We start from the raw sequence: 21,171 nt of genomic DNA on the forward strand, positions 1-21,171 counted from the left end.
GCTCAGAAAAAAGGGAACCCGGATGATTCTGCAGAAACTCACCAGCAATAAAAACAGCAAGAAGTTCTTTTTGTCGATAGCGGCGATATTCGCCATTGCGCTTATCGTGGTTGGGCGTGCGACCTTCGGCGGCGTGGTGAGCGAATACAATATGCCGTACTCAGAGTGGACGACGTCAATGTTCTTCCTGCAGGGGGCGATGGTTACGGTTTATAGCATTGTATTTACCTTGCTGTTCTCCATCCCGCTGGGCTTCCTCTTTTTAGGTTCCGACCGTCGCGACTGATCCCATGCAATAAGGCGAACCGAAGTTCGCCTTATGATGTTTTCCGCTTTATCGCCAGTCTCTGTCGTCATGATGATGGTGGCGATGGTGGTGATAGCCTGGGTCGACAATACATCCCGATAACAACGTGCAAAGCGCGAGAATCAACGGCAACACGATCGGTTTTTTCATTTCTCACTTCTCCAGTTAAATCCGTCCGCAGAAACGGCCATGCGGTATCGGCTGATGATGTGAGTGTATTCTTTTAAGTTATTGAGTAGATGAGATAACTCTGCAATCCTTGCCGAAGAGTCGCGAATATTCCTGGATTTACCACCAGCCCAATTGCGTTCCCGCCAGGGCGACGATGGCGACAATAAGCATAATAATGGTGCTTTTTTTCATTAGGCTCCGCCTGGCGCCGCATAGCCGCCGACAAAAAACCAGCCCAGAAAAACAACGGCGACGATAAAAATAGCCACCGGAAAAAGAATACCCAGTCTCATGATTGAGCCCCTGTAAGTGCGATTCGTGGCGAATATCATACGGGATTTCACCGTAGATTAGTCAATATGAAAAAATCTTCCCTGACGACGAGACTGCTTATCCAGATACATCGCGTCGTCGGCGGCGCGTAGCGCCTGTTCTACGTCAATCTGCTGCGGGTCGGCCTCAATAACGCCAAAGCTCGCGCCCGGGTAGTTAATTCGGTGCTCGCCAAGGAAATAGATCCCCGTCAGCGCTTGACGTAACGCGGGGATATACTCCTGCTGGTCGGCTAATTCACAGCCCGGCCCGACAATTAAAAATTCATCGCCGCCGAGACGGCCGACAATGTCGCCGCTGCGCACGTGAGCCGCGAGACGTTCGCCAACCTGAATCAGAAAGCTATCGCCGCACGGATGGCCGAATCGATCGTTGATTGCTTTAAAATCGTCGAGATCGATAAAAATCAGCAGCATGCTGCGCCCCTGTTCGCGGGCCCGTGGAAACTGCGCGGCAAGATACTTAAACAGCGAGCGGCGATTCGGTAAACCGGTGAGCTCATCGGTGTACGAGTGCATTTCAAGCGCGACGTTGGCAGAACGAAGCTGCTGCACCAGCGACTCTTTTTCCACGTAGTGGGCGATGAGGTTGGCGAATAAATTCATAACCTGCTCACCCTCAAGGTTATAGGGCTGTCTTACCCGGCTAGTGGCGCACAGCGTGCCGAATAATGAGCCGTCGGTCAGACGCACAGGAATGCTGAAAAAGGTGGCGATGCCCAAATCCTGCGCGGCGATACACGAACGCCAGCGTTCGGCGACATCGTTACTGAAAAGGCAACGCTCGTCGAGCGCACGTTTACATAGCGAGTCGTTCCATGGGACGGAGAACCCTTCGGGGATCTGCATTTCGCTGCTGTTATGCGCATACATAATCAGCTGTCGCTGCGCGTCGAAGTCAATACGCGTCAGGTAGGTGGATTCCATTCGGGTAACAAGCTCCAGCATCTCAAGCAGCTGTCGCACCAAAGTTTCGAGGGAGTGTTCATTGGCGAGCGTTTGCGTCACGCGAGCGAGAATAAAATCGGACATGAGGAATACGGCTCCCGAACGCTAATCGTAACTACCAGCAAGCTATGCTAAACAACAATCAGCGCAGAATTAACAGAGATACACAAAATTTAACACATCTGTTAGGAGAATACCTGCATCCGCGGCGGGAAAAAAAGCCCCGTCGGGGGCGACGGGGAAAACTCATTGATTATGGAATGATCTGTTCTCTGGTCAGTTCGAGAACAGGGCTACTCTACGATGCAAAAGTGCAGCTAAAATGGAGAAACAGTGGAGATTCGGGACGAAAAAACGTTTTCATCAATTAAGGAGCAGAAATGAAGGGGATGATACTGATGCTGCCACTGGCGCTTGCCGGATGCGCGCAGACTCAGCCGACACAACCAGCACATCCGGTAGGGATGGCTAACCCGGCTTCGGTTTACTGTCAGCAACTGGGCGGGAAACAGGTTCCCATTCAAAGCCCGCAGGGCGTGCGCACCGAGTGCAAACTTCCCGGCGGGGAAACGATAGACGAATGGGAGCTCTGGCGCCGAGATCATCCGGCTAAGTCATAGCGCTTTCAGCCAGTCAGCAAGCACCTGGGCATGGTTCTGCCGGGTGTTTTTCGCCGCGTAGAGCAGCGTCAGCGTCTGCCGGTGTGCCAGCGCGGCCAGGCGCTCGCCTTCATCACGATGGGCCTCAAGCTCCTGGCGATAGCGCTGGCTAAAGTGGGCAAAATCGAGCGTCTCGCCGTGAAAAGCCTTACGTAAATCTGTCGATGGCGCCAGGGTTTTGCACCACTCAGCGTAATTGAGCGCCTCTTTTTTTATTCCGCGCGGCCACAGGCGGTCTACCAGTATCCGGTAGCCGTCGCTCTCTTCCTGCGGGTCATAAACCCGTTTACATTGAATCATCGTCACTCTCCCTTTGTTTCATCCAGGCAAGCAGCTGCGGTAGCTGCTGCTCGGAAAATACCGTTATCCCGTATTCGCGAAGCAGGGCGGCGGCAACGCCGGCTCCGGGTTTGCGCTGTCCCTTAAAGGTACCATCATAGATAAACTGACTGCCGCAGGTTGGGCTGCCATCGGTGAGCAACGCCGCGGTACAGCCTTCCTCCTGCGCGGCTTTTAGCGCCAGCCAGGCAGCCAGCTGATAGTGCGCGGTGACGTCCTGGCCGTCGCTTTCGACAATTTGCGCACGATTTCGCATAACGTCCGCTCCTTGCGCGTCAAGAATCTCCGCCGGTAGCCTGGGGATGGGCAATCCGGCAGCCAGCTCCGGGCAGTGGGTGACCAGCCGCCCCTCGCTCTGCCAGCGAGACAGCGCGTTAGCCAGTTGGGCTTTGTGACTGCCGTTATAACGAACCTGAAAGCCCATCAGGCAGGCGCTAACCAGAATTTTGTCCTTCATCGTGCATCCGTAGCCATTTGTTTGCCCTATACCATAACGCCAGTCAGAGTAAATTACCCGCGTTCAGGGGCAGACAAAATAAGGATTGTGTTCTGCCGCGGAGATCGCTAACCTGAGGCTCCTTGTGTTGCCTGATAATCGCTATGACATAAGGATCCTGCTATGAACTCCCCCCTGCGTATTGCCCTGGTTGGTGATTACAACCCCGACGTCGTTGCCCATAAAGCGATTCCGCTGGCGATTGATGATGCCGCTGCCGTACTGGAGCTGCCGCTGCGCTATGACTGGCTGTCCACCAGTGAGATAAAATCCGCTGATGACCTTGCCGATTACGATGCTATCTGGGTGGTTCCCGCCAGCCCCTATAAAAACGTCGAAGGCGCCTTTATCGCCATTCGCCACGCCCGGGAAAATGGTATTCCGTTCCTTGGCACCTGCGGCGGCTTCCAGCACGCGATTATTGAATATGCGCGCAACGTTATGGGCTGGCAGGATGCCGCGCATGCTGAAACCGATACCGAAGGGCGGATGGTGATTGCGCCGTTAAGCTGCTCGCTGGTGGAAAAGTCGGACAATATTGAACTGCGCGCCAATACGCTTATCTCCCGCGCCTATGGCCGCGACACCATTGAAGAGGGTTATCACTGTAGCTACGGGATTGCCGACGATTTTGCTCGCGAGCTGGAGCAGGGCGACCTGCGGGTCACGGGCTGGGATGATGACGGCGAGATTCGGGCGGTAGAACTGGTGACCCATCCGTTCTTTGTCGCCACGTTATTCCAGCACGAGCGCAACGCGCTGGAAGGCAGACCTGCGCCACTGGTTCACGCGTTTTTACGCGCGGCAAGTCAGTGAGCGAACGCCCGGCAGCAGTCGCCGGGCATCGGTATCGCTAGCGGTTAATCTCTCGATCGCGACCGGCCAGCGCGCCAAATACCGCCATCGCAATTGAAATCAACGCCACGGCGATCAGCGGGATATGCCAGTCGCCGTTGGCATCATGAATTTTCCCCATCACCGGCGGCCCGCAGGCGGCCAGCAAATAGCCCACCGTCTGCGCCATGCCGGACAGCGCGGCAGCCTGGTGCGCTGAGCTGGCCCGCAGACCGATAAAGGTCAAGCCGAGAATCATGGTCGCGCCGGACCCGAAGCCGAAGACAAGCGTCCACAGCACCGCCTGGCCGGGTAAAAACCATAACCCGAGCGAGCTGACTGCGCACATCAGGGCGACCAGTACCGCAATACCACGCTGATCTTTCAGCCGATGAAGTATTAACGGGATCGCCAGCCCCGGCGCGGCGGTTGCCAGCTGGAGCAGCCCGTGCAGGGAGCCCGCCTGCGCTTCGCTGTAGCCAATGCTTTGCAGAATGGCGGGCAGCCAGCCGATGATGACGTAGTAGACCAGCGAGTTAATCCCGAGAAACAGCGTCACCTGCCAGGCCAGCGCCGATCGCCAGATCCCGCGGTTGTGGATGGCGCCGGACCCGGTCAACGGCGCGGTGACTTGCCTGCGCGACTGCGGCAGCCAGATAAACAGCGCCAGCAGCGGAAATACCATCAGCATCAACAGCGCGCCGCGCCAGCCCAGCCCGGCGAAAGCCAAGGGAACGACCATTGCCGAACCCAGCGCCGCTGCACCCCCCATTGTGAGAGAGTAAGCGCCGGTCATTTTGGCGACGTGCTGCGGGAAGTCACGCTTAATGAGCCCTGGTAGCAGAACGTTCCCCAGCGCGATGCCGCAACCGATAATCGCGGTGCCGATAAACAGCAGCGTGACCATGGGTAGAGAGCGCAGAGCAATACCGAGGCAAATCAGGATCAGCGCCAGCAGCAGGCTGCGTTCAATGCCGAAGCGGCGGGCGACCCCCGCCGCCAGCGGCGAGACCAGGCCAAAGGCCAGCAGCGGCAGAGTGGTTAACAGACCGGTTTGCGCGGTGGTGAGGCCATATTCGCTGCGAATGGCGTCAAGCAGTGGCGCGGCGCCGGTAAAAGTAACGCGTAAGGTGGTGGCGATAAGCAGAATACCGGCAATCAATACAAGATTACGGCGACCGGCAGAAAGTGAAGCGGAATTCATGGCTATCTCAAACTAGAATACGAGGCGGTTACAATAGCCTGTTTGTCCTCTGTTTAAATCAAGCTAAAATGACAGATTATCGCTAAAATCGGACATTCTTATGATCGGACTGGGCCTTGACGGCTACGATCCGGACAGCGGCCACGAAGCAGCGGCGGCCTTTCGTATTCAGGTTGTTGCTGACGAACAGTACATTCCGCGCCATCAGCACCGCAAAGGGCAGCTTATCCTCGCGCTTCACGGGGCGCTGACCTGCGAAGTGGATAACGCGATGTGGATGGTGCCGCCACAGTACGCGGTGTGGGTGCCGGGACAGGTGCCGCACAGCAATCGGGCGACGCCGGAGGCGCAGGTCTGCTTTTTGTTTATTGAACCCGACGCGGCGCCGATGCCAGATTGCTGCTGCACGCTAAAGATTTCGCCGCTGGTGCGCGAGCTTATCCTCGTGATGGCCGAGCGCGGCAGGGCCGAACTCGCTAAACCGGCAATGAACCGCCTGGTGCAGGTGCTGTTCGATGAGCTTCCCCAGCAGCCGCAGGAACACCTGCAGCTCCCGGTCTCCGGGCATCCAAAAATTCGTCAGATGGTGGACACGATGGCCGTCGACCCGGCCCGCTGGCAAACGCTGGCGCAGTGGGCGGCGGAATTCGCCATGAGCGAACGCAATCTGGCGCGGCTGGTGGTGCGTGAGACTGGCTTAAGCTTTCGCCGCTGGCGACATCAGCTGCAGCTGATTCTCTCCCTGCAGATGCTGATCCGCGGGCAGACGGTACAGCAGACGGCGCAGAGCCTGGGCTATGACTCTACCACCGCCTTTATTACCATGTTTAAAAAGGGCCTAGGGCAAACCCCGGGCCGCTATCTTGCCAGCCTGGCTACGACTTCCCAATAAACAGCGAAATGATCCCGGCGGCGATCAGCGGGCCAACCGGAACGCCGCGGAAGAGGGCGACGCCGAGGACGGTGCCGACCAGCAGTCCGGCCACCAGCTGCGGCTGTGAGCCCATCAGCGCCACGCCGCGCCCGCCAAGCCAGGAAACAAATACCCCCACGCCAATCGCCAGCAGCGACTTCCAGTTTACAAAGGAGTGCAGCAGCGTTGAGGCTGGCAGCGTGCCGCTGGCAATGGGGGCCATCACGCCGATGGTGAGGATAATAATACCGATGGTCAGCCCCTGTTTTTCAATCCACGGAAAGAAGGTGTTGAGCGGGGTGACGCGAACGATAATTAAAACCAGGATTGAAATAGCAACGGTGGTGTTGTGGCTAATAAAGCCGAGCGCCGCCAGGCCCAGCAGTATTAACAGGGTGGTGTCGAGCATGTGCAGAGGTCCTTGCCAAAAAATAAAAAAAAGAAAAGCCCGTTTACTCTACGCATAATCGCGTAAGTAAACAGGATTTTTATCGCAGACTCGCGATTTGAGGCATCTGCACGAGCGATTGCAACCGCCGGCTTTATCGTAGCAGGGGGACAATCAGGCCTGGCGATGAAACGCGGTTAGTTCCGGACGGGCAATGCGCAGATAGTCGGCGGTATCAAGGATGATGGACTTATCAAGCTGCCCGGCGTTGAAGGCGATTTCCGGGAAACGCGCAAACAGCAGCGGATCGGCGACCAGCCGCAGGTCCGGATGGAAAGTGAAGGGGGGAATGGCGCCAAACGCGCAGGCGGTCAGGGCGTCAACTTCCGCCGGGCTGGCCAGCGAGGCTTTACTGCCGCCGATGTATTCGGCGAGCCGGGCTAAGTCCGCCTGCAGATCGGCGGCGAGGATAGCCAGAACGTGCTGATTAACGCCATGCCCTTTCACTTTACATACCAGCGCCTTGGCTCCCTGACCCAGCGCGGTGCCGCGGATCTTCGACACGGCTTCACACTTTCCGACGGCTTCATGTTCCACGACCCGGTAGCGGGCATGGTCGCGGTTAAGCAGCGCCAACAGCTGCTGATGAATACTCACTTTTACTGGCGCGTTCATGTCGATTTTTTCCTTCACAATAAAACCTCAAGATTAATCCTCTCGCCCCGGGTAAGCGTGTTTTTTTTGCTTTTTATTTTCGTACAGCCGGGCATCGGCGATTTTCATTACGTCGCCCAGACTATCCCCCGGCGCCATGCTACAGGCGCCCCATGAGAAATTAACGCGCCGGTTAATATCAATTGCCCTCAGGTGCTGGCGAATACGCGCAGGGATATTTTGCGCCTCTTGCTCCTCATAATCGATCAGGATCAGGAAGAACTCATCGCCGCCCAGACGGATGCCGTAATCGCTTTTACGGATGGCGGCGGAAATGGACTGCGCGAGCAGCACAATCGCGCGGTCGCCTTCGTCGTGCCCCCAGGTGTCATTAAGGTATTTTAGCCGGTCGCAGTCCAGCGCCATAAACACGATATTCACCCCTTGCTCTGTGAGCTTTTGCATACGCGATTCCAGCAGCGAGGAGAGAATTTTTCGGTTGTAGAGACCGGTTAAAGAATCACTAATGTTTTCTTTGAAAACGTCGATATACAGACGAAAGTGCATACGTACCAGATGCAGTAAAACGCCGGTAGATATCAGGTAAAACAGGAATAGCTTCCAGGAGCTAAGCAGAAAATAGGTCATATCCAGCGACAGCGCAATATGCAGGTTTTCCGCCACCTTCTGGCTATGGTGGGCATAGCTGAAAAAATGCGTATTGCTGCGGTGTACGCGGATTTCAGATGTTGAGTCGGAGTCCGTTAACGTGATGTCGAGATAGCGCCAGACCAAAGGGCGGTCGGCGGTATAAAGAAGTTTCTCAATATCATGGCGAGTGACATCCACCATCACGATGCCCTTCAGCCGATCCCGATGATAAACCGGGGTTAAAAATGACAAAATATTCTGCCCGGTTAACGCGTCAGCATAGATGCTGGAAATCAGCGTGCGGCCGCGAAGTAAACCGTTAAGGCTGTTCTGAGTGATGCCCAGCTTGCTGTCGTGAAGAAAATTCCAGTTCGCGACTGGGCTGCTATTTATCTCAATCGGTGAATAGAAATAAGCATACTTATTATCTAAATCAAGATAGTAGCGGAAACGTTTGTCAGATTTGAATGTCGCCGCATTCAACGCTGAGTTCATATTACTTTGGGCGATAGCAGCATCAAATGCTTGCAGCGCCGGCAGATCGTTAATCCACGGCCCGCATGACGCCTGAGTGGTACTGAGCGTACCGTGAAGTCCGGGGAAGGTATGCCCGGCGATATTAAGGCCGAAGACTTTACCATTGTTCTCGACGCTGGCGCAGGCCCGTTGGGCTTTTTCGGCAGTCGGCTGCGTATCCAGCTTTCGCGAGAACTGGGAGATCACGAGCTGGTTTTGATATTTATCGTACAGAAAGGCGGATTCGCCCTTTTCGACGATATATCGCATGTATTCTGACATATCCCGATGGCTGGCGACTAATTCATACACCAGAAATGAAGATGTCAGGACAACCACCCCCGCAGAAATGAAATAACGGAGTAATTTATTCTGTAATTTCATGATGATAATTTCGCCAGCACAATTAAGATGATTCTACCATGCGTGGCCCGGTGGCGCCATGACCGATGATAAGCATACTGGTCGCCTGTCCAGCATCGTCATGCGTCATGACCGGACGGTTATGATGATAAATAGCCTATTAAATATAAGGGTGCTAAGTTATATTGCTATCGTAAATATTCGACTCAATCCATTTTTCACTCATTTTGTTCTCAATAAAATATGCTGCAATAATCCCCCTGCGGCTATCCTGTCGCCGCTAAAAATGAAATAATGTTAATTATCAAGCGAACTTTTCTTATTTTCACCAGTCCTTAGCAGGGTAACAGGCGGTACTTTTGATAGCGGTAATGAGGTTATGATGATGGAAAACTCAGCGGTGCAGGCATCCCCCCGGAAGTTTAAAAAAATAAGGGAGCTAAACAGGCGTCGTAATTATTTTTTTAAGAAAATGCGCAATATCCTGCGAGTCTATATCGCTAAAGCGTTCTGGGATAGTCGGGTGCGCCGCGAAGCTGATTTAACCTCTGTCAAAACGGTACTGCTAATGCGTAATGAAGGGGCGATCGGCGACGTGGTGGTAGACTCAGCGCTGGTTAAATGCCTCCATGAGGCCGGAATGACCGTTGACTTTCTGTTGACCAAATCGAATAGCCAGGTCATGCGCCATAACCCGCGTATTCGCCATATCTATGAGGCTGATAATGTTGAATCGGCGGATTATTTGCGCAAATTTACCCATAATGTTCCTCGCTCCGTTATTAATGAGCTTGCGAATAATAAGTACGATGTTGTAATTGACCCGTCGCTGTTTGATATTCCGGTACACCGGATGCTGCTTTTACGGCAGATAAAACCCAGGGTTGTACTGGGATTTAATAAATGGCCTTCCATCAATCACTATACCCGGTCTTTTGATTTTGACTGTGAAAACTGGCACGTCAGCAAGACATTTTCGATCATCGCTGATTATCTGCAGCTGGATAAGAAATATCTCCACTCTTATGACCTGCATATCCCGCAGGATGTTAATCAGCAGGTTCGCGAATATCTGGCGGCGCTGAACGGGCGTAACGTGGTGATTAATATTTTTGCCGGACATCAGGACCGTAGTATGTCGCAGGCGCAGCTGGCAGCGCTTATCGCCAGGCTGTGTCAGGATTATCCCGACGTCAACATCATCCTGCTCGATCACCGCAATGAAATCCGCATTCCCCTTGCGGAAAAGGTCTGCGTGAACCCGTTTAAAACGCTGCATCACTGCATGGCGCTTATTGCCCAGTCCGATTTAGTTATCTCGCCGGATACCTCGGTGGTCCATATGGCGGCAGCGTGGAAAAAACCGCTTATTGCGGTCTATAAAGATGTGCGGATGAATAATCGACTCTGGGCGCCGGGATACGACAAGGCGCGGCAGATCATCGTTAAGTGCGGCAAGGTGCACCAGCTGGAGAGCTTACCCGACCTGATTATGTCGGAGATTGATCCCGGCACCCTGCAACAGGGGCGGGCCGGGTAAGGCGGGGTAAAAAACAGCCAGCGTCTGTGCTGGCTGTCGGGAAAAGTTTAACCGTCCGCTTTTGAGGTCTGCTTGTGAAGCAGAATGCTAGAAAATATTTTATTGAAATATAAAGCATTTATTGTTTCCCCAAAATATCCCCAATATCTTTCCCCAAAACGCTACGTGAAAAATACAAGACCAGCAGGGTAATGCCTCACCATTTTTCACGTAGCTACACCTGAAGCTTTTTCCAGTCCAGTCCTCTATCATCTGCATACTCTTCGCTCATCGCGTCAGTTTTATGACCCAGCAAGGTTTTAACGTTTAAGCCTTGTTCTTTGTAGAGGCGAGAGGCCAGTGAACGTTGTTCATGAAACGATGGCGGGGTATGACCCTCAGGCCACTTAATCCCTGATTGATCCCTTGCAATGGTGAAATACCGCGATATTGAGTTCACAGGGATTTTGCTTCCTGGCTTCGCCGTCGCATGCAGAACTGAGTGATGGACCAGGTACTTGCTAACGAATCGATCCCGGCATCTTGCGATCACTTCTTCAAGCGTCATACCGATGGCGTCACATCTAAGAGAAAGAGGTAAGGCAATTTTGGACCCCGTCTTGTTTTGTGTGATATGCAGGTACCCATCCCACACATCGGAAAACTTGAAATCAACGATGTCACCCAGTCGCTGGCCAGTAATTAAAGCCAGAAGCATGGCGTTCTGCGCAGCTGGCTGCATATCCCCAGCGTGTCTAAAAATGGTTTTCCATTCTGCTAAGGTCAATCGTTTTCTCCTTACCTTCACTACAGGATTCTTCGCAGCAAGAGCGGGGTTATAACCAGGAGGCACCTCACCTGCATGTTGAGCCTCTTTAAAAACATCAACCAGAACCGACCTTACCTGTTGCCCCATTCTTTGCTTACCTGCATTTTTATATTCATCAATGATGGTTGCGATAATCTTGGTATCCACATCTGCTATTCGCAGATTCGGTGTTCTTTTAGATAAAACATTCGAGCAAAGACGCCTATTTTTTAATGTGGATAGTTTGATCTCGTTGTTTTCCATCCTCTCCTGTTGAATTTCCTTATACTTTTTAATCCAGTCGCAAACTCTCATTCCCGGGGCTTTCTTGTCGTTTGCTTTAATGGCCATATCGACAAGAGCGTATGATTGCTTTGTTTCCTGTTCAGAAATGAGACGATTCATCTCAGTTGCAGCAGCTTTCGCTGCATCTTCATCGGTTCCAAACCCTACAAAAACACCTGATGTGGGATGCCTATACTGCCAGTAGATACGGGATGTTCTCTTATCTAACTTGCAGTATAAGTTTGGAATATTAATGTTATGTTTTCTGGGTCGAGCTGCCATAGAAGGCCTTCTCCACTAACTGGCGGGCTTTATCTGACAGAGATGTAGAAATATCAACATCACCCACCATGCCAATAAAACGAGCATCTTCATCAATCACCCAGCGGCGACCTTGTTTGATTGCAGCCGGGTAGGTTTGTTTGGTTTTAGCTATTTTGTTCAGCGTTGCCTTGCTCACTGGATATTTAAAACCATTTGGCCCTGATGCCCAGTCATAGATAGTAACTAGCTGCCCCATACGTATATCTCCACTAATCCGGCTGCAACCGGGTTATCTGCCACTAAACGAACAAGCAGAGCATCCTCCACGAAGCCCGTCATTACACTTTTTGCAAAGCTGGTGGTCTGGCTCTCCTGTTACCGGTTGCTGCGCGTGGCGATAGAGCGGGATGATTTCCGTTAACGCCGACTCCCAGCCATAATGATCCGCTTGAGCCTCAACAACGGAGCGAGTAATGCCGATCGTTTCGTCTTACACCTCTCCGTGATAAATCACCAACTACGCCACCGGCTCACTGTCCATTGCTGCCTTGCGGCGTTCCTGTAACTCGCGCAATGGCTTTATCGCATCTGACATCAGGTAAGCAGAATTAGTCCCGTTAAGACGGTAAGCGGTCTGCTGCAACTCGATGATTAACGTTTGCAGCTCTTCATCTGTTAACTGTTTATTGGCCATTGACTGATTCCTTACCGCTACTGACAGACATGTTTTTATTCACGATGGCATCCATCAGGCGTGATGCTGCAGCTTTCTGAGATGAGACATTCGCAATTACCGTTGGCCTTGTTTTCTCGCAGCTGGCGCAAATACCATCCCAAGATGAAATGAGGAAAAAATCTTCACGATCGGCAATGCCGGTATTCATTACCAGGTCCTCAATCATCAGCGTGACCCCGCGAACTCCCCGACCTTCGCTTAACCTCTGCACTGCGTAGCCGAAGGCGTTGATCATCACAGCATGGAACTGGATATACTCGCGTTTGTACTCGGCCTGATTCGTACCGCGGCGAATATCATCTAAACCAGTCAGCATCAGCCAGGCATTCCACAACCCCTCCAGGTCATCTTGCGAACATGAACCTGAAAATTTGGCAGTGGCATCACTAAGGGCCTTGAAGCTCACCCACTTAACACTTTTCGCTGGAACGACGTTGTGCTCAAAATCGGTGACTTCAGAAAAGACGTCATGTGAACTGATAAAGCTGACCATCTCCTGCGCGTTCTTATCGCGCCCGTTATAGGCCATGTTGATAGCCGCAGAAGGTTTCGAAACATTATTGTTAATGTCGGAGAAGAACTGCTGGCGCGTCTTCAGTGGCAACTGGAGAGTAAGCATCATCGGGACATGGATCGGTTCATCAATGGTGCGGCAATACTCCGCAATACCGGCTGCACGATGCTGACCATCAAACAATTTAATCTCTGCATCCAGCGGGAAACGGGCCACCCCGACATTAGTGTTTCCGAACTCTTCGAATTCAACATACGAGTCGCAGTTACCTACAAGCGGCGGAATAATGAATGGTTCCTTGTTTTCGTATGCTTCAACGAGATACTGATAAAACTTTTTCGCCCTAGCTGGGTTCAGTTCTCGCTGAGATCGATCAAGGGTGTCCCCATAGTTATCGCTGGCGAGGACTCTCGTTAGTGTTCGTGCAGGTACTGTCAGCATCAGGACAATTGAACCACCCTGAGTTCCACGCGACGCCGGAAATTCAAAGAAATGATCGCCTATTTTGCTCATAATGATTCCTCCCCAAGCACCCAACGGAGTGCGCTTGCATACTCACCCTCGGCAGATTCCAGGGCTTTTGTGATTTCTTTGCGGGTTTTCAGGCGCGGCTTTGCATCACCGAGGATCTGACGCTGACGCCGGGCTTTTTCATGGCCGGTTGTGCCAGCAGTTGCCGCTTCGATTTCAGAGACCTTCTCCCGCTGCTCTTCAGGTTTAAGTGATGCCAGCTGACGGGCTTGGGTAACGGTGACAATTCCAGACTCAACTGCATCGCGAACTGCCTGGGTGGCATCCAGTAGCGACAGCGTTGCGCGCACTGTCTGGACACTCACGCCAAACATCAGTGCTAAATCGTCCTCATCGTGCCCGCGCTCCAGCGCATCAGCCATTTTCTTTGCTCGGCCCAGTTGCGTATCTGCCTGGCGGATTTCGTTAGCACTTACCATCGCCTGCGCCATGCGAATAGCGGAACCACGTTTAGCGACTGCCGGTACCAGTAACGGTTCTTTGCCATCTTTCGACAGACGCTTGTTGGCTTCCAGTGTATGGCGCACACGCTGGCGACCATCAACCACGCAAGACAGCCCTGTCTCCGGATCTTTCCAGACGATAATCGGCTCAAGAACGCCTTGGTCCATGATGTTCAGCACCATAGTCTCGCTAATAGGCAGGTGGATACGCTCATCGTAAAGCGGGTGAGTTTTGTCGGTAACCAGATGAAGGTTTTCAGGCTCGAACGTTAAAACGTTTGTCTTGCCACTGGCGCCATATACAACTTTTGAATCTTTAGCCATCAGACAGCCTCCACATCGCTAGTGGAAGCAGCCGAGATATTCTTCATATCGCGCATAGCTTCTAAGACGTGCATATTGCTGCGGGGCTTCGTGTGACGTTCAACAATGCGATCGCATTCTTTAGCCCAGGAAATAACTTCTTCTTTCATGGCGTCACGTTCTTTACGTGCCTGGCGAAGAGTAACGTTCGAAACATCGAGCATAGTTGCCAAATCTTTAAGCAGTTCTGCAGTAGCAGGAGGCATTGTTTTAGCCGCCTCAAAGGCATCTTTAATTAACTGCTGTGCTGTTTTTGCCATTATGTTTTTTCTCCAACTGACGTGCTGCAACGCGCTTTAGGGTGCAGCAACCCAACCCATGAGAATGGGGGAGCGGATCACTGCTCTGTAAAGTAACTGTCCTGGAGGACGCCGCCACTGCAATGACGGCGTGCAAGTAATCTCCACACAACACAGAAGAGCACCAGCGGCTGCAAATCCGCCCGAGCGGATTGGGTGATGGGCCCGTCACTCGGTGGTGCTCTTGTGTCTTGTGTAAAAAGGGGGCACAACATCAGGCAAGACGTATCCTGATATTCCCCAACAACGAGTATTCGTTTAATCTGGAAATCCAATAAATAAACATTTTTAATGTAAACACTCATTAATTTACTAAGGAACCTTTATATGGTTACGTTGGTTAAAAAAAAAGGCAATACATCTACTGGTATACATATGCTGCAAAAACACGGGAATAACTATAAATTCAGATGCGATATGGATACCTTAAAGCGTCTTACATCCGTTGAGGTAAAACCTGAGTTCTCACACATTTTTAATTCACGTGCTGACGGAGTTTTCCATTCAGAAGCGTTTGATTCCATAGAAGAAGGCACAGAGAAACTTATCGAATTTATAAAAAAAGTAACTGGCGTCACATGTACTGCCTAATAAATGGATATCCAGATTGTTAAAGAGCGAAGCGTCCTATGGGGCGCTTTTTTTAAATGAAGTATCTTCGGGCGGGGCGCCGGCGACCAACCGGCACAACCCCTACAGTATTAATCCAGGTCTACTGGAGCCCCGACGCCGTGGGTTAAACGGCTGCTGTATGTCGGGTGAGTATCTGTTGCTGGTGGTCAATCCAGCTCCGCAACCCCTCCCGAAGATACCTGCAATTCATACCGGGAAATTTCTTCACGCCCGGAGCGTGTTATCTTTGTTACTGCTTTTACCCACGAAGGAGAAAAAATCATGGATAACGACAACTTAGATATCAGGCTGAAAGCAATCGAATATGCGGTAGGCAGAATTTCCGTTGCTATCTGCGACGGTAGATCGCCTGCTGAATTTACTCAGGAGATCAAATCGCTAGTGAGCCTGCTCTCTTCTGGCTCCTTGGATCCTGATAATGAGGCGATTGTTAGACAAACGGTCATGATTCTGGACCCTCTCGGTGGCGATCCCTGGGAACCGCGCTAGCCGTACCAAACTGCATCTTTGGCGAATCATCCCGGCATTCATATGCCCGGGCGGCTACTTCGTGGGCGTCCTGCCTGTTCGCTGTTGATGAATTGATAATACAGACAAAACTGTTGGGAGGTCAACAGTAAAAACTGTATTTACTGCCTCATTTATACTAATTAATCTGTAGCGGATTGTTTTGAATGAAAAAAAAGTGAAAAAAAACCGGCAAGAGCCGGTTCTTAGAGGAGGGACTATCGTTTTCGTCTGTAAATTCTGTGCTCAATCATCACACCGATGATTTTAAGAGGCCGATCTGAACTATTGATCGTTGGGTAGTCGTCGTTTAGGGGAACTAACTCATAGTGCTGGCGACCAGTCAAATCGGTAAATGTTGGTCGGTACTTCTTGAATGTTGCTTCATTTTCACCATTTTTGGCAACAACGAATTCACCTGGAACTGGCTCAAGATCTGGGTCTACGATGATAATATCGCCTTCTTTAAAATCGGGTTCCATTGAGTCGCCCTCTATCCTGAGTGCAAACGAAAACTCAGACATATCAGTATCTGTCATGATGTATTCGAAACTACCATCAAATGCATCTATAGGGTGTTTCTCTGCTAAAGCCCCTGCCTGAACGTAACTAATCAATGGCACTTTCCTTGAATTTACATCGGAAAGAGGCATGAATGTTCCACCCGTCATTAACCATGTCGGATCACTGTTCAGAGCCTTACTAATACCAACGATATTTCGAGGCTTTTTGGTTTTCCCATCTTCGATACTTGCCCATGATTGCTGCCGAATACCTGCCTTTTCAGCAGCTTGTTCTTGTGTAAGCCCAAGCTCGATTCTTTTTTGTTTAACTCGCTCTGCAAGGCTCATAGACCCTCCCTTTCCATGGCCCCATGGTCACAGTTTAAACTGTGATTGACAAACAGTATTGTCTGTACAAAAATACAGATAAAACTGTGGAGGTGTTATGGAAACAATTTCTCAAAGATTAAAAAACAAACGAGAAGAGATGAATTTATCTCAGGCTCAGCTGGCTGAATTAGTAGGCATGACTCAACAGTCACTTCAAGCAATTGAGGCGGGGTTAACAAAGCGCCCGCGATACATCATTGAATTGTCCTCAGCCCTCAAATGCGATCCCCATTGGCTTCTCTATGGTGAAGGTTCTAGTCAGAACAATATCGAATCACTCATCTAATCATAACTACTAATTGAACTAGAAAGAGGTAGGTATGAACCCGGAAATGTTCATCAAAAACAATGTTATCAAGGCTCTACTGACTGATGGTTATTCAGCGGAACAGGCTGAGCAGGGGGGGGAGAGGCTATTTCGTACTACCGGCGCTCATCGAAGCCGACTACCAAACGCAGAAATATCTTTGATGACTGTCTGGACCAGGCCAGAACGATTCTCAAGTACGGCAAAAAGAAAGGCACTAGGACAAAAGGGGCTCTGATTTAAATGACAACTCTGAAAGAAGTCGTAAAGGCAATGTGCAAAGCCTATCCCGGCGGTCGTGAAGCGATGGCTGGTGCATTAGGGATGACCTTAACCCAGTTCAATAACAACCTCTACGAGAAAAACGGCTGTCGTTTCTTTGAAGTATCTGAACTGGAAGCGATGGAGGACATCTCGAATACATCTCACCTGGCTGAATATTTTGCCCGCCGTCGTGGTGCTCTGCTGGTGGATGTGCCGCACCTGGAAGAACTGGACCGCGTGGATTTGTTTAGCCGCGCAATGCGTACTTCAGCAGCAAGAGGGCAAGTGGATCAGATTATCGAACAGGCGCTTGAAGATGGGGTTATCGAAAGACATGAAGCTGAAGAAATCATGGTGCATCACCGCCGCCACCTCGCAGCCCGTGAAGAAGAAATCGCGGCAATTATCACGTTGTTTGCACGCAAAAAGAAGTGACGCCAGCAGGTTGCAGCCTCTGGCGTCGTGGCGTGTCGTTATCAGTGGAGATTACTAACGCATGAACAGTTTACCAACACAGTATCGCAGGTCGCAACTTATAGCGCGTCCGGTTCCTGGTGGAGCTGGTCCGGTGCAGTTCGTGTATGGGGTAAGAGTACCAGGCGGGTTTGAGCCTGTCTGCTACCAGTTTGCTCAGTGGGTGGTAGGGGACTTTAACGGTCAGGCGGGGAGCGTATGCGAGAACTTAACCGATGGTTCAGAGATCACTACGGTGTCCCGGTCCAGGTCATCCGCTGGGAGCCCCAGACACAGCGCGTTATATACCTGCGTGAAGGGTACGAGCATGAGTGCTTCAGCCCCCTTGAGCAGTTCAGACGAAAATTCAGGGAAATAGAGGGGTCTTATGAGCCTGTTAATGCCATCAAGGCCGATAGTCATCAATCCTGACCTTGCATACAGCATTGGCCTAAATGAAGCCATAGCGTTGCAGCAGGTTAACTACTGGCTGAAGGAGACAACCTCCGGGCTTGAGCGTGACGGTGTGCGTTGGATCTACAACACAACTGAGCAATGGCTGGAGCAATTCCCGTTCTGGTCTGAGTCGACGCTGAAGCGCACATTCACCCGCCTGAAGAGTCTGGGCGTGCTCAAAATCGAGCAGCTCAACAAGTCGCAGCGTGACATGACCAACTACTACACGATCAATTACGAGAGTGAGCTTTTAGATGAAGTCAAAGTGACTAAATCGAAGGGGTCAAAATGCGCTGTTCCATCAGGTCAAAATGACACGATGGAAGAGGTCAATATGAAACGCTCCACCAGGTCAAAACGAACTGCTGTCATCAGGTCAAATTGGCACGATGATCCTACAGAGAATACAACAGAGAGTACTACAGATAATAAAACCCCTTCTTGTCCGGTCGCTCCGCAACCAGACACTGAAAGTCATTTGGATGATTTTGCTGTCCGACATCCTGACGCGGTTGTGTATAGCACAGCAAAACGCCAGTGGGGAACTCAGGACGATTTAACCTGTGCAGAATTCATATGGGGAAAAATCATTGGGATGTACGAGCGGGCAGCAGAATCTGACGGAGAGGTTGTTCGTCCTAAAGAACCGAACTGGACTGCCTGGGCCAACGAAGTTCGCTTGATGGTTTCCATCGATGGACGCACACATAAACAAATCTGCTCGCTGTTTAAGCGTGCTAACCAGGACACATTCTGGTGCAAGAACATCCTTAGCCCATCAAAGCTGCGTGAGAAATGGGATGAGCTGTCGCTGAAACTATCGGCATCACTTAGTGCTGGTTCTGCAAGAGAAGATCGGGCATTTAAGCCGACGCATGATGATGTTGATTATTCTGGCATACCTGCGGGGTTCAGAGGATGAGCAAGCCATTTCTGAAGTGGGCAGGTGGTAAATACACCCAACTTAACGATCTGTTCAGGTATATCCCTGGAGGTTTACGACTGATTGAACCATTCGTGGGTGGCGGATCTGTATTCCTGAACAGCGATAAACATGCGGATTTCCTGCTGGCAGATGTTAACCCCGACCTTATCCATCTGTATCAAATGCTGGCTGTCGTGCCTGAAGTGGTTGAAAACAAAGCCCGCTGGATGTTCGAGAAAATGGGCAATCCTGAAGGTTATGAACTGATCAGGAAGGAATTCAACGCGCAGACACTGGATGCAGCCGAGCGTGCAGCTGCATTCTTGTATCTCAACCGGCATTGCTTCAATGGGCTGATGCGTTACAACCTGGCCCATCAGTTCAACGTTGGCTGGGGAAAATACAAAGCTCCCTATTTCCCGTTTCAGGAGATGAAGGCTTTCGCTGATATGTCTCACAACTGCGTATTCATGACATCCGGTTATCGCCGGACTATCGGCCTTGCAGGGAAAGGTGACGTTGTGTATTGCGATCCCCCTTACGAACCGATACCCGGTACTGCAGGGTTTACCGCGTATGCCGCTGGTGGTTTTAACTGGGATGATCAGGTATTACTGGCTAAGCACTGCGTAGAAGCGCACGAACGTGGCGCGAGGGTAGTCATTTCAAACTCATCAGCCCCCAGGGTAGTAGACCTGTACCGGGAGCATGGTTTTAATCTGGAATTTATCAAAGCGCGTCGTTCGATCTCCTGCAATGGCACCACGCGGGAAGTCGCTCGGGATGTCGTGGCGATCCTCTAAGGGGGCTTTATGAAACTGACACTGCCATTTCCACCAAGCGTAAACAGTTACTGGCGCGCTCCCAGCAAAGGGCCACTGAAGGGACGGCATCTGGTTAGCGAGACTGGTCGCAAGTTCCAGAAAGCAGCCAGGGCGGCAATTATCGAACAGTTACGGGCAGTCCCAAGGCCATCAAGTGAGCTGGCGGAAGTTCATATTGTTCTGTATCCGCCGGATGAGCGTCGTCGTGATATTGACAACTACAACAAAGCGCTGTTCGACGCGCTGACTCAAACCGGTGTCTGGGAGGACGACAGCCAGGTGAAACGTATGCTGGTGGAGTGGGGGAACATCGTGAAGAAAGGGAAAGTAGAAATCACCATCAGACGTTTTCATGTAGTTGCCTGACGTGGAGATGATATGAGAGCACTACTAACTCCTGAGATTGCCCCACGCATGGGCGTTGTTCTTCTTCGCCCAGGTGCTGAGCTTATGCCATTGTTCAGGCGAGGACGTGTACTGATTGAGCCTGAGCCAGAGCGTTACGCTGAATATCAGACTGGAGCTATCCCTCCAGCAACACAGCCGCTGGAAGGTGACCCAACGGTATTACCTATCTTTGAAAATATGGATGTGCTGATCCGTGCTGGCGGTTTAGTAGGCCTTGAGGCCGAGCTGGAGCGTACTTTCGAGTGTCAGTATCCGCATGCAACCTGGCATAGTGATAATTTCACACTCTTCCGCCATGAACCTGGAAGCATTCGACTTTGCTGGGGTTGTGACAATCTAGTCAGGGACCAATTCACACAGGAACTGGCAGGCATTGCGCGTAAAAACCTGGTATCCTGGCTGATATCAGTCATACGCTCCAGACTGGGATTTAATGAGGACCATGTACTAACAATTCCGGAGTTGTGCTGGTGGCTGGTAATTAACGATCTGTCGCACGTCATACCGGAAACGCTGGCAAGAAAAGCGATGCGATTGCCTGAAGTCAGGCACCAGTCAGTGATGAAAGAAATTGATTTACAGCCAGAGTTTGCTGCAACCGAATTAGTCCAAAAAAAGATACTGGCGCTGAAAGTGGATACTGAAACGCCGGAATCATTCATGCTTCGGCCAAAGCGTCGACGCTGGATAAACGAGAATTACACCAGTTGGGTTAAGACCCAGCAGTGTGCCTGCTGTAATAAACCAGCAGATGACCCCCATCACCTGATAGGCCACGGACAAGGTGGAATGGGAACGAAAGCGCACGACCTGTTTGTGTTGCCGCTTTGCAGAGCGCACCACGAAGAGTTGCACGCTGACACCGTGGCATTTGAACAGAAATATGGCTCACAGCTGGAGCTGCTGTTTCGATTTCTGGATCGTTCGCTGGCAATTGGCGTACTGGCTTAATTTAGTGGAGATA

General features: G+C 51.4%; 31 protein-coding genes. 14 read left to right on the forward strand and 17 right to left on the reverse strand.

Annotated features, from left to right (window positions below; all coding sequences use genetic code 11):
* Positions 1-22 precede the first annotated feature (22 nt).
* Complete coding sequence (locus IYV58_RS10870; RefSeq protein WP_004131510.1) at positions 23-286, forward strand: DUF2534 family protein; 264 nt, start codon at positions 23-25, stop codon at positions 284-286.
* Positions 287-334: 48 nt separating this feature from the next.
* Here the strand turns inward: IYV58_RS10870 and IYV58_RS10875 are convergent, their stop codons facing one another.
* From IYV58_RS10875 to IYV58_RS10890, 4 genes are all read right to left on the reverse strand, one after another.
* The gene (locus IYV58_RS10875; protein WP_087829280.1) at positions 335-457 is read right to left on the reverse strand and encodes a hypothetical protein; all 123 of its coding nucleotides are present in this window, start codon (positions 455-457) and stop codon (positions 335-337) included.
* A gap of 138 nt (positions 458-595) precedes the next feature.
* The gene (gene yoaJ / locus IYV58_RS28585; RefSeq protein ID WP_049250439.1) at positions 596-670 is read right to left on the reverse strand and encodes a protein YoaJ; all 75 of its coding nucleotides are present in this window, start codon (positions 668-670) and stop codon (positions 596-598) included.
* On the reverse strand, positions 670-771 hold the full coding sequence (locus IYV58_RS10885) for a YoaK family small membrane protein (protein WP_004101234.1): 102 nt from the start codon (positions 769-771) through the stop codon (positions 670-672). The genes yoaJ and IYV58_RS10885 overlap by 1 nt, the downstream gene beginning before the upstream one ends.
* A gap of 57 nt (positions 772-828) precedes the next feature.
* Positions 829-1,842, reverse strand: a complete 1,014-nt coding sequence (locus IYV58_RS10890; RefSeq protein WP_004131511.1) for a GGDEF domain-containing protein — start codon at positions 1,840-1,842, stop codon at positions 829-831.
* A gap of 296 nt (positions 1,843-2,138) precedes the next feature.
* Here IYV58_RS10890 and IYV58_RS10895 point away from each other — a divergent pair, with 296 nt between their 5' ends.
* On the forward strand, positions 2,139-2,378 hold the full coding sequence (locus IYV58_RS10895) for a putative hemolysin (RefSeq protein ID WP_004131590.1): 240 nt from the start codon (positions 2,139-2,141) through the stop codon (positions 2,376-2,378).
* Here the strand turns inward: IYV58_RS10895 and IYV58_RS10900 are convergent.
* Together IYV58_RS10900 and IYV58_RS10905 are read right to left on the reverse strand one after the other, a co-directional pair.
* Positions 2,373-2,717 carry a DUF488 domain-containing protein gene (locus IYV58_RS10900; RefSeq protein WP_004131592.1) on the reverse strand — a complete coding sequence of 115 codons (345 nt, stop codon included), beginning with the start codon at positions 2,715-2,717 and terminating at the stop codon, positions 2,373-2,375. The genes IYV58_RS10895 and IYV58_RS10900 overlap by 6 nt on opposite strands.
* Positions 2,704-3,213, reverse strand: a complete 510-nt coding sequence (locus IYV58_RS10905) for a 2-thiouracil desulfurase family protein (RefSeq protein WP_004131595.1) — start codon at positions 3,211-3,213, stop codon at positions 2,704-2,706. Before IYV58_RS10905 ends, IYV58_RS10900 begins: the two co-directional genes overlap by 14 nt.
* 162 nt (positions 3,214-3,375) lie before the next feature.
* Between IYV58_RS10905 and IYV58_RS10910 the strand changes: the two genes are divergently transcribed.
* The gene (locus tag IYV58_RS10910; RefSeq protein WP_004131596.1) at positions 3,376-4,068 is read left to right on the forward strand and encodes a CTP synthase C-terminal region-related (seleno)protein; all 693 of its coding nucleotides are present in this window, start codon (positions 3,376-3,378) and stop codon (positions 4,066-4,068) included.
* Between the two features lie 37 nt (positions 4,069-4,105).
* On the opposite strand, the gene IYV58_RS10915 is transcribed toward IYV58_RS10910, so the two are convergent.
* Positions 4,106-5,290, reverse strand: a complete 1,185-nt coding sequence (locus tag IYV58_RS10915; protein ID WP_087829277.1) for a CynX/NimT family MFS transporter — start codon at positions 5,288-5,290, stop codon at positions 4,106-4,108.
* A 100-nt stretch (positions 5,291-5,390) separates the two neighbouring features.
* On the opposite strand from IYV58_RS10915, the gene IYV58_RS10920 reads away from it, so the two are divergent.
* Positions 5,391-6,182, forward strand: coding sequence for an AraC family transcriptional regulator (locus tag IYV58_RS10920; RefSeq protein ID WP_004131600.1), 792 nt, complete (start codon positions 5,391-5,393; stop codon positions 6,180-6,182).
* Here IYV58_RS10920 and IYV58_RS10925 read toward each other — a convergent pair.
* The 3 genes from IYV58_RS10925 to dgcJ form a co-directional block, all read right to left on the reverse strand.
* The gene (locus tag IYV58_RS10925) at positions 6,166-6,612 is read right to left on the reverse strand and encodes a DUF441 domain-containing protein (RefSeq protein WP_004131602.1); all 447 of its coding nucleotides are present in this window, start codon (positions 6,610-6,612) and stop codon (positions 6,166-6,168) included. The two genes, IYV58_RS10920 and IYV58_RS10925, sit on opposite strands and share 17 nt — an antisense overlap.
* A 153-nt stretch (positions 6,613-6,765) precedes the next feature.
* A complete protein-coding gene (locus IYV58_RS10930; protein WP_004131605.1) occupies positions 6,766-7,266 on the reverse strand; it encodes a YbaK/prolyl-tRNA synthetase associated domain-containing protein in 501 nt (166 codons plus the stop codon).
* Between the two features lie 33 nt (positions 7,267-7,299).
* Positions 7,300-8,796, reverse strand: a complete 1,497-nt coding sequence (gene dgcJ / locus IYV58_RS10935; protein ID WP_004131607.1) for a diguanylate cyclase DgcJ — start codon at positions 8,794-8,796, stop codon at positions 7,300-7,302.
* Between the two features lie 361 nt (positions 8,797-9,157).
* Between dgcJ and IYV58_RS10940 the strand changes: the two genes are divergently transcribed.
* Positions 9,158-10,315 carry a glycosyltransferase family 9 protein gene (locus IYV58_RS10940; protein WP_049115621.1) on the forward strand — a complete coding sequence of 386 codons (1,158 nt, stop codon included), beginning with the start codon at positions 9,158-9,160 and terminating at the stop codon, positions 10,313-10,315.
* A gap of 214 nt (positions 10,316-10,529) precedes the next feature.
* On the opposite strand, the gene IYV58_RS10945 is transcribed toward IYV58_RS10940, so the two are convergent.
* The 6 genes from IYV58_RS10945 to IYV58_RS10970 all read right to left on the reverse strand — a co-directional run bounded on the left by IYV58_RS10945 (position 10,530) and on the right by IYV58_RS10970 (position 14,498).
* Positions 10,530-11,669: a phage integrase Arm DNA-binding domain-containing protein gene (locus IYV58_RS10945; protein ID WP_195729582.1), complete on the reverse strand. Its 1,140-nt coding sequence runs from the start codon at positions 11,667-11,669 to the stop codon at positions 10,530-10,532.
* On the reverse strand, positions 11,644-11,907 hold the full coding sequence (locus IYV58_RS10950) for an excisionase (protein WP_004131611.1): 264 nt from the start codon (positions 11,905-11,907) through the stop codon (positions 11,644-11,646). The genes IYV58_RS10945 and IYV58_RS10950 overlap by 26 nt, the downstream gene beginning before the upstream one ends.
* A gap of 261 nt (positions 11,908-12,168) precedes the next feature.
* Complete coding sequence (locus IYV58_RS10955) at positions 12,169-12,345, reverse strand: hypothetical protein (RefSeq protein WP_195729583.1); 177 nt, start codon at positions 12,343-12,345, stop codon at positions 12,169-12,171.
* On the reverse strand, positions 12,335-13,414 hold the full coding sequence (locus IYV58_RS10960) for a DGQHR domain-containing protein (RefSeq protein WP_195729584.1): 1,080 nt from the start codon (positions 13,412-13,414) through the stop codon (positions 12,335-12,337). Before IYV58_RS10960 ends, IYV58_RS10955 begins: the two co-directional genes overlap by 11 nt.
* Positions 13,411-14,199, reverse strand: coding sequence for a ParB/RepB/Spo0J family partition protein (locus tag IYV58_RS10965; RefSeq protein ID WP_195729585.1), 789 nt, complete (start codon positions 14,197-14,199; stop codon positions 13,411-13,413). The genes IYV58_RS10960 and IYV58_RS10965 overlap by 4 nt, the downstream gene beginning before the upstream one ends.
* Positions 14,199-14,498, reverse strand: a complete 300-nt coding sequence (locus IYV58_RS10970; protein ID WP_195729586.1) for a hypothetical protein — start codon at positions 14,496-14,498, stop codon at positions 14,199-14,201. The genes IYV58_RS10965 and IYV58_RS10970 overlap by 1 nt, the downstream gene beginning before the upstream one ends.
* Before the next feature lie 366 nt (positions 14,499-14,864).
* On the opposite strand from IYV58_RS10970, the gene IYV58_RS10975 reads away from it, so the two are divergent.
* Positions 14,865-15,128: a hypothetical protein gene (locus IYV58_RS10975; protein WP_195729587.1), complete on the forward strand. Its 264-nt coding sequence runs from the start codon at positions 14,865-14,867 to the stop codon at positions 15,126-15,128.
* A gap of 303 nt (positions 15,129-15,431) precedes the next feature.
* A complete protein-coding gene (locus IYV58_RS10980; protein WP_116281073.1) occupies positions 15,432-15,659 on the forward strand; it encodes a hypothetical protein in 228 nt (75 codons plus the stop codon).
* A gap of 236 nt (positions 15,660-15,895) precedes the next feature.
* Here IYV58_RS10980 and IYV58_RS10985 read toward each other — a convergent pair whose 3' ends face one another.
* Positions 15,896-16,528: a LexA family protein gene (locus IYV58_RS10985; protein ID WP_004131629.1), complete on the reverse strand. Its 633-nt coding sequence runs from the start codon at positions 16,526-16,528 to the stop codon at positions 15,896-15,898.
* A 97-nt stretch (positions 16,529-16,625) separates the two neighbouring features.
* On the opposite strand from IYV58_RS10985, the gene IYV58_RS10990 reads away from it, so the two are divergent.
* From IYV58_RS10990 to IYV58_RS11020, 7 genes are all read left to right on the forward strand, one after another.
* Positions 16,626-16,856 (forward strand): helix-turn-helix domain-containing protein, encoded by a 231-nt coding sequence (locus tag IYV58_RS10990; protein ID WP_004131631.1) that lies wholly within the window; start codon positions 16,626-16,628, stop codon positions 16,854-16,856.
* 264 nt (positions 16,857-17,120) lie between these two features.
* Positions 17,121-17,576, forward strand: coding sequence for a YmfL family putative regulatory protein (locus IYV58_RS10995; protein ID WP_032742105.1), 456 nt, complete (start codon positions 17,121-17,123; stop codon positions 17,574-17,576).
* A 237-nt stretch (positions 17,577-17,813) separates the two neighbouring features.
* On the forward strand, positions 17,814-18,026 hold the full coding sequence (locus tag IYV58_RS11000) for a DUF4222 domain-containing protein (RefSeq protein WP_098066828.1): 213 nt from the start codon (positions 17,814-17,816) through the stop codon (positions 18,024-18,026).
* Positions 17,983-18,972 carry a hypothetical protein gene (locus IYV58_RS11005; RefSeq protein ID WP_181511344.1) on the forward strand — a complete coding sequence of 330 codons (990 nt, stop codon included), beginning with the start codon at positions 17,983-17,985 and terminating at the stop codon, positions 18,970-18,972. The genes IYV58_RS11000 and IYV58_RS11005 overlap by 44 nt, the downstream gene beginning before the upstream one ends.
* Positions 18,969-19,778, forward strand: a complete 810-nt coding sequence (locus tag IYV58_RS11010; RefSeq protein ID WP_195729588.1) for a DNA adenine methylase — start codon at positions 18,969-18,971, stop codon at positions 19,776-19,778. The genes IYV58_RS11005 and IYV58_RS11010 overlap by 4 nt, the downstream gene beginning before the upstream one ends.
* Before the next feature lie 9 nt (positions 19,779-19,787).
* Complete coding sequence (locus tag IYV58_RS11015; protein WP_142469626.1) at positions 19,788-20,165, forward strand: RusA family crossover junction endodeoxyribonuclease; 378 nt, start codon at positions 19,788-19,790, stop codon at positions 20,163-20,165.
* 12 nt (positions 20,166-20,177) lie between these two features.
* Complete coding sequence (locus tag IYV58_RS11020) at positions 20,178-21,158, forward strand: DUF968 domain-containing protein (protein WP_195729589.1); 981 nt, start codon at positions 20,178-20,180, stop codon at positions 21,156-21,158.
* The last annotated feature ends 13 nt before the right edge of the window (positions 21,159-21,171 follow it).

The organism is Klebsiella sp. BDA134-6, assembly GCF_015601345.1.
Taxonomy (GTDB): Bacteria; Pseudomonadota; Gammaproteobacteria; order Enterobacterales; family Enterobacteriaceae; genus Klebsiella; species Klebsiella grimontii.

What these genes read in the sequence shown, in the direction of transcription:
- IYV58_RS10870 (WP_004131510.1), top strand. Translation starts at nt 23, where the DNA reads ATGATTCTGCAGAAACTCACCAGCAATAAAAACAGCAAGAAGTTCTTT.
- IYV58_RS10875 (WP_087829280.1), bottom strand. Translation starts at nt 457, where the DNA reads ATGAAAAAACCGATCGTGTTGCCGTTGATTCTCGCGCTTTGCACGTTG.
- IYV58_RS10885 (WP_004101234.1), bottom strand. Translation starts at nt 771, where the DNA reads ATGAGACTGGGTATTCTTTTTCCGGTGGCTATTTTTATCGTCGCCGTT.
- IYV58_RS10890 (WP_004131511.1), bottom strand. Translation starts at nt 1,842, where the DNA reads ATGTCCGATTTTATTCTCGCTCGCGTGACGCAAACGCTCGCCAATGAA.
- IYV58_RS10895 (WP_004131590.1), top strand. Translation starts at nt 2,139, where the DNA reads ATGAAGGGGATGATACTGATGCTGCCACTGGCGCTTGCCGGATGCGCG.
- IYV58_RS10900 (WP_004131592.1), bottom strand. Translation starts at nt 2,717, where the DNA reads ATGATTCAATGTAAACGGGTTTATGACCCGCAGGAAGAGAGCGACGGC.
- IYV58_RS10905 (WP_004131595.1), bottom strand. Translation starts at nt 3,213, where the DNA reads ATGAAGGACAAAATTCTGGTTAGCGCCTGCCTGATGGGCTTTCAGGTT.
- IYV58_RS10910 (WP_004131596.1), top strand. Translation starts at nt 3,376, where the DNA reads ATGAACTCCCCCCTGCGTATTGCCCTGGTTGGTGATTACAACCCCGAC.
- IYV58_RS10915 (WP_087829277.1), bottom strand. Translation starts at nt 5,290, where the DNA reads ATGAATTCCGCTTCACTTTCTGCCGGTCGCCGTAATCTTGTATTGATT.
- IYV58_RS10920 (WP_004131600.1), top strand. Translation starts at nt 5,391, where the DNA reads ATGATCGGACTGGGCCTTGACGGCTACGATCCGGACAGCGGCCACGAA.
- IYV58_RS10925 (WP_004131602.1), bottom strand. Translation starts at nt 6,612, where the DNA reads ATGCTCGACACCACCCTGTTAATACTGCTGGGCCTGGCGGCGCTCGGC.
- IYV58_RS10930 (WP_004131605.1), bottom strand. Translation starts at nt 7,266, where the DNA reads ATGAACGCGCCAGTAAAAGTGAGTATTCATCAGCAGCTGTTGGCGCTG.
- dgcJ (WP_004131607.1), bottom strand. Translation starts at nt 8,796, where the DNA reads ATGAAATTACAGAATAAATTACTCCGTTATTTCATTTCTGCGGGGGTG.
- IYV58_RS10940 (WP_049115621.1), top strand. Translation starts at nt 9,158, where the DNA reads ATGATGGAAAACTCAGCGGTGCAGGCATCCCCCCGGAAGTTTAAAAAA.
- IYV58_RS10945 (WP_195729582.1), bottom strand. Translation starts at nt 11,669, where the DNA reads ATGGCAGCTCGACCCAGAAAACATAACATTAATATTCCAAACTTATAC.
- IYV58_RS10950 (WP_004131611.1), bottom strand. Translation starts at nt 11,907, where the DNA reads ATGGGGCAGCTAGTTACTATCTATGACTGGGCATCAGGGCCAAATGGT.
- IYV58_RS10955 (WP_195729583.1), bottom strand. Translation starts at nt 12,345, where the DNA reads ATGGCCAATAAACAGTTAACAGATGAAGAGCTGCAAACGTTAATCATC.
- IYV58_RS10960 (WP_195729584.1), bottom strand. Translation starts at nt 13,414, where the DNA reads ATGAGCAAAATAGGCGATCATTTCTTTGAATTTCCGGCGTCGCGTGGA.
- IYV58_RS10965 (WP_195729585.1), bottom strand. Translation starts at nt 14,199, where the DNA reads ATGGCTAAAGATTCAAAAGTTGTATATGGCGCCAGTGGCAAGACAAAC.
- IYV58_RS10970 (WP_195729586.1), bottom strand. Translation starts at nt 14,498, where the DNA reads ATGGCAAAAACAGCACAGCAGTTAATTAAAGATGCCTTTGAGGCGGCT.
- IYV58_RS10975 (WP_195729587.1), top strand. Translation starts at nt 14,865, where the DNA reads ATGGTTACGTTGGTTAAAAAAAAAGGCAATACATCTACTGGTATACAT.
- IYV58_RS10980 (WP_116281073.1), top strand. Translation starts at nt 15,432, where the DNA reads ATGGATAACGACAACTTAGATATCAGGCTGAAAGCAATCGAATATGCG.
- IYV58_RS10985 (WP_004131629.1), bottom strand. Translation starts at nt 16,528, where the DNA reads ATGAGCCTTGCAGAGCGAGTTAAACAAAAAAGAATCGAGCTTGGGCTT.
- IYV58_RS10990 (WP_004131631.1), top strand. Translation starts at nt 16,626, where the DNA reads ATGGAAACAATTTCTCAAAGATTAAAAAACAAACGAGAAGAGATGAAT.
- IYV58_RS10995 (WP_032742105.1), top strand. Translation starts at nt 17,121, where the DNA reads ATGACAACTCTGAAAGAAGTCGTAAAGGCAATGTGCAAAGCCTATCCC.
- IYV58_RS11000 (WP_098066828.1), top strand. Translation starts at nt 17,814, where the DNA reads ATGCGAGAACTTAACCGATGGTTCAGAGATCACTACGGTGTCCCGGTC.
- IYV58_RS11005 (WP_181511344.1), top strand. Translation starts at nt 17,983, where the DNA reads ATGAGCCTGTTAATGCCATCAAGGCCGATAGTCATCAATCCTGACCTT.
- IYV58_RS11010 (WP_195729588.1), top strand. Translation starts at nt 18,969, where the DNA reads ATGAGCAAGCCATTTCTGAAGTGGGCAGGTGGTAAATACACCCAACTT.
- IYV58_RS11015 (WP_142469626.1), top strand. Translation starts at nt 19,788, where the DNA reads ATGAAACTGACACTGCCATTTCCACCAAGCGTAAACAGTTACTGGCGC.
- IYV58_RS11020 (WP_195729589.1), top strand. Translation starts at nt 20,178, where the DNA reads ATGAGAGCACTACTAACTCCTGAGATTGCCCCACGCATGGGCGTTGTT.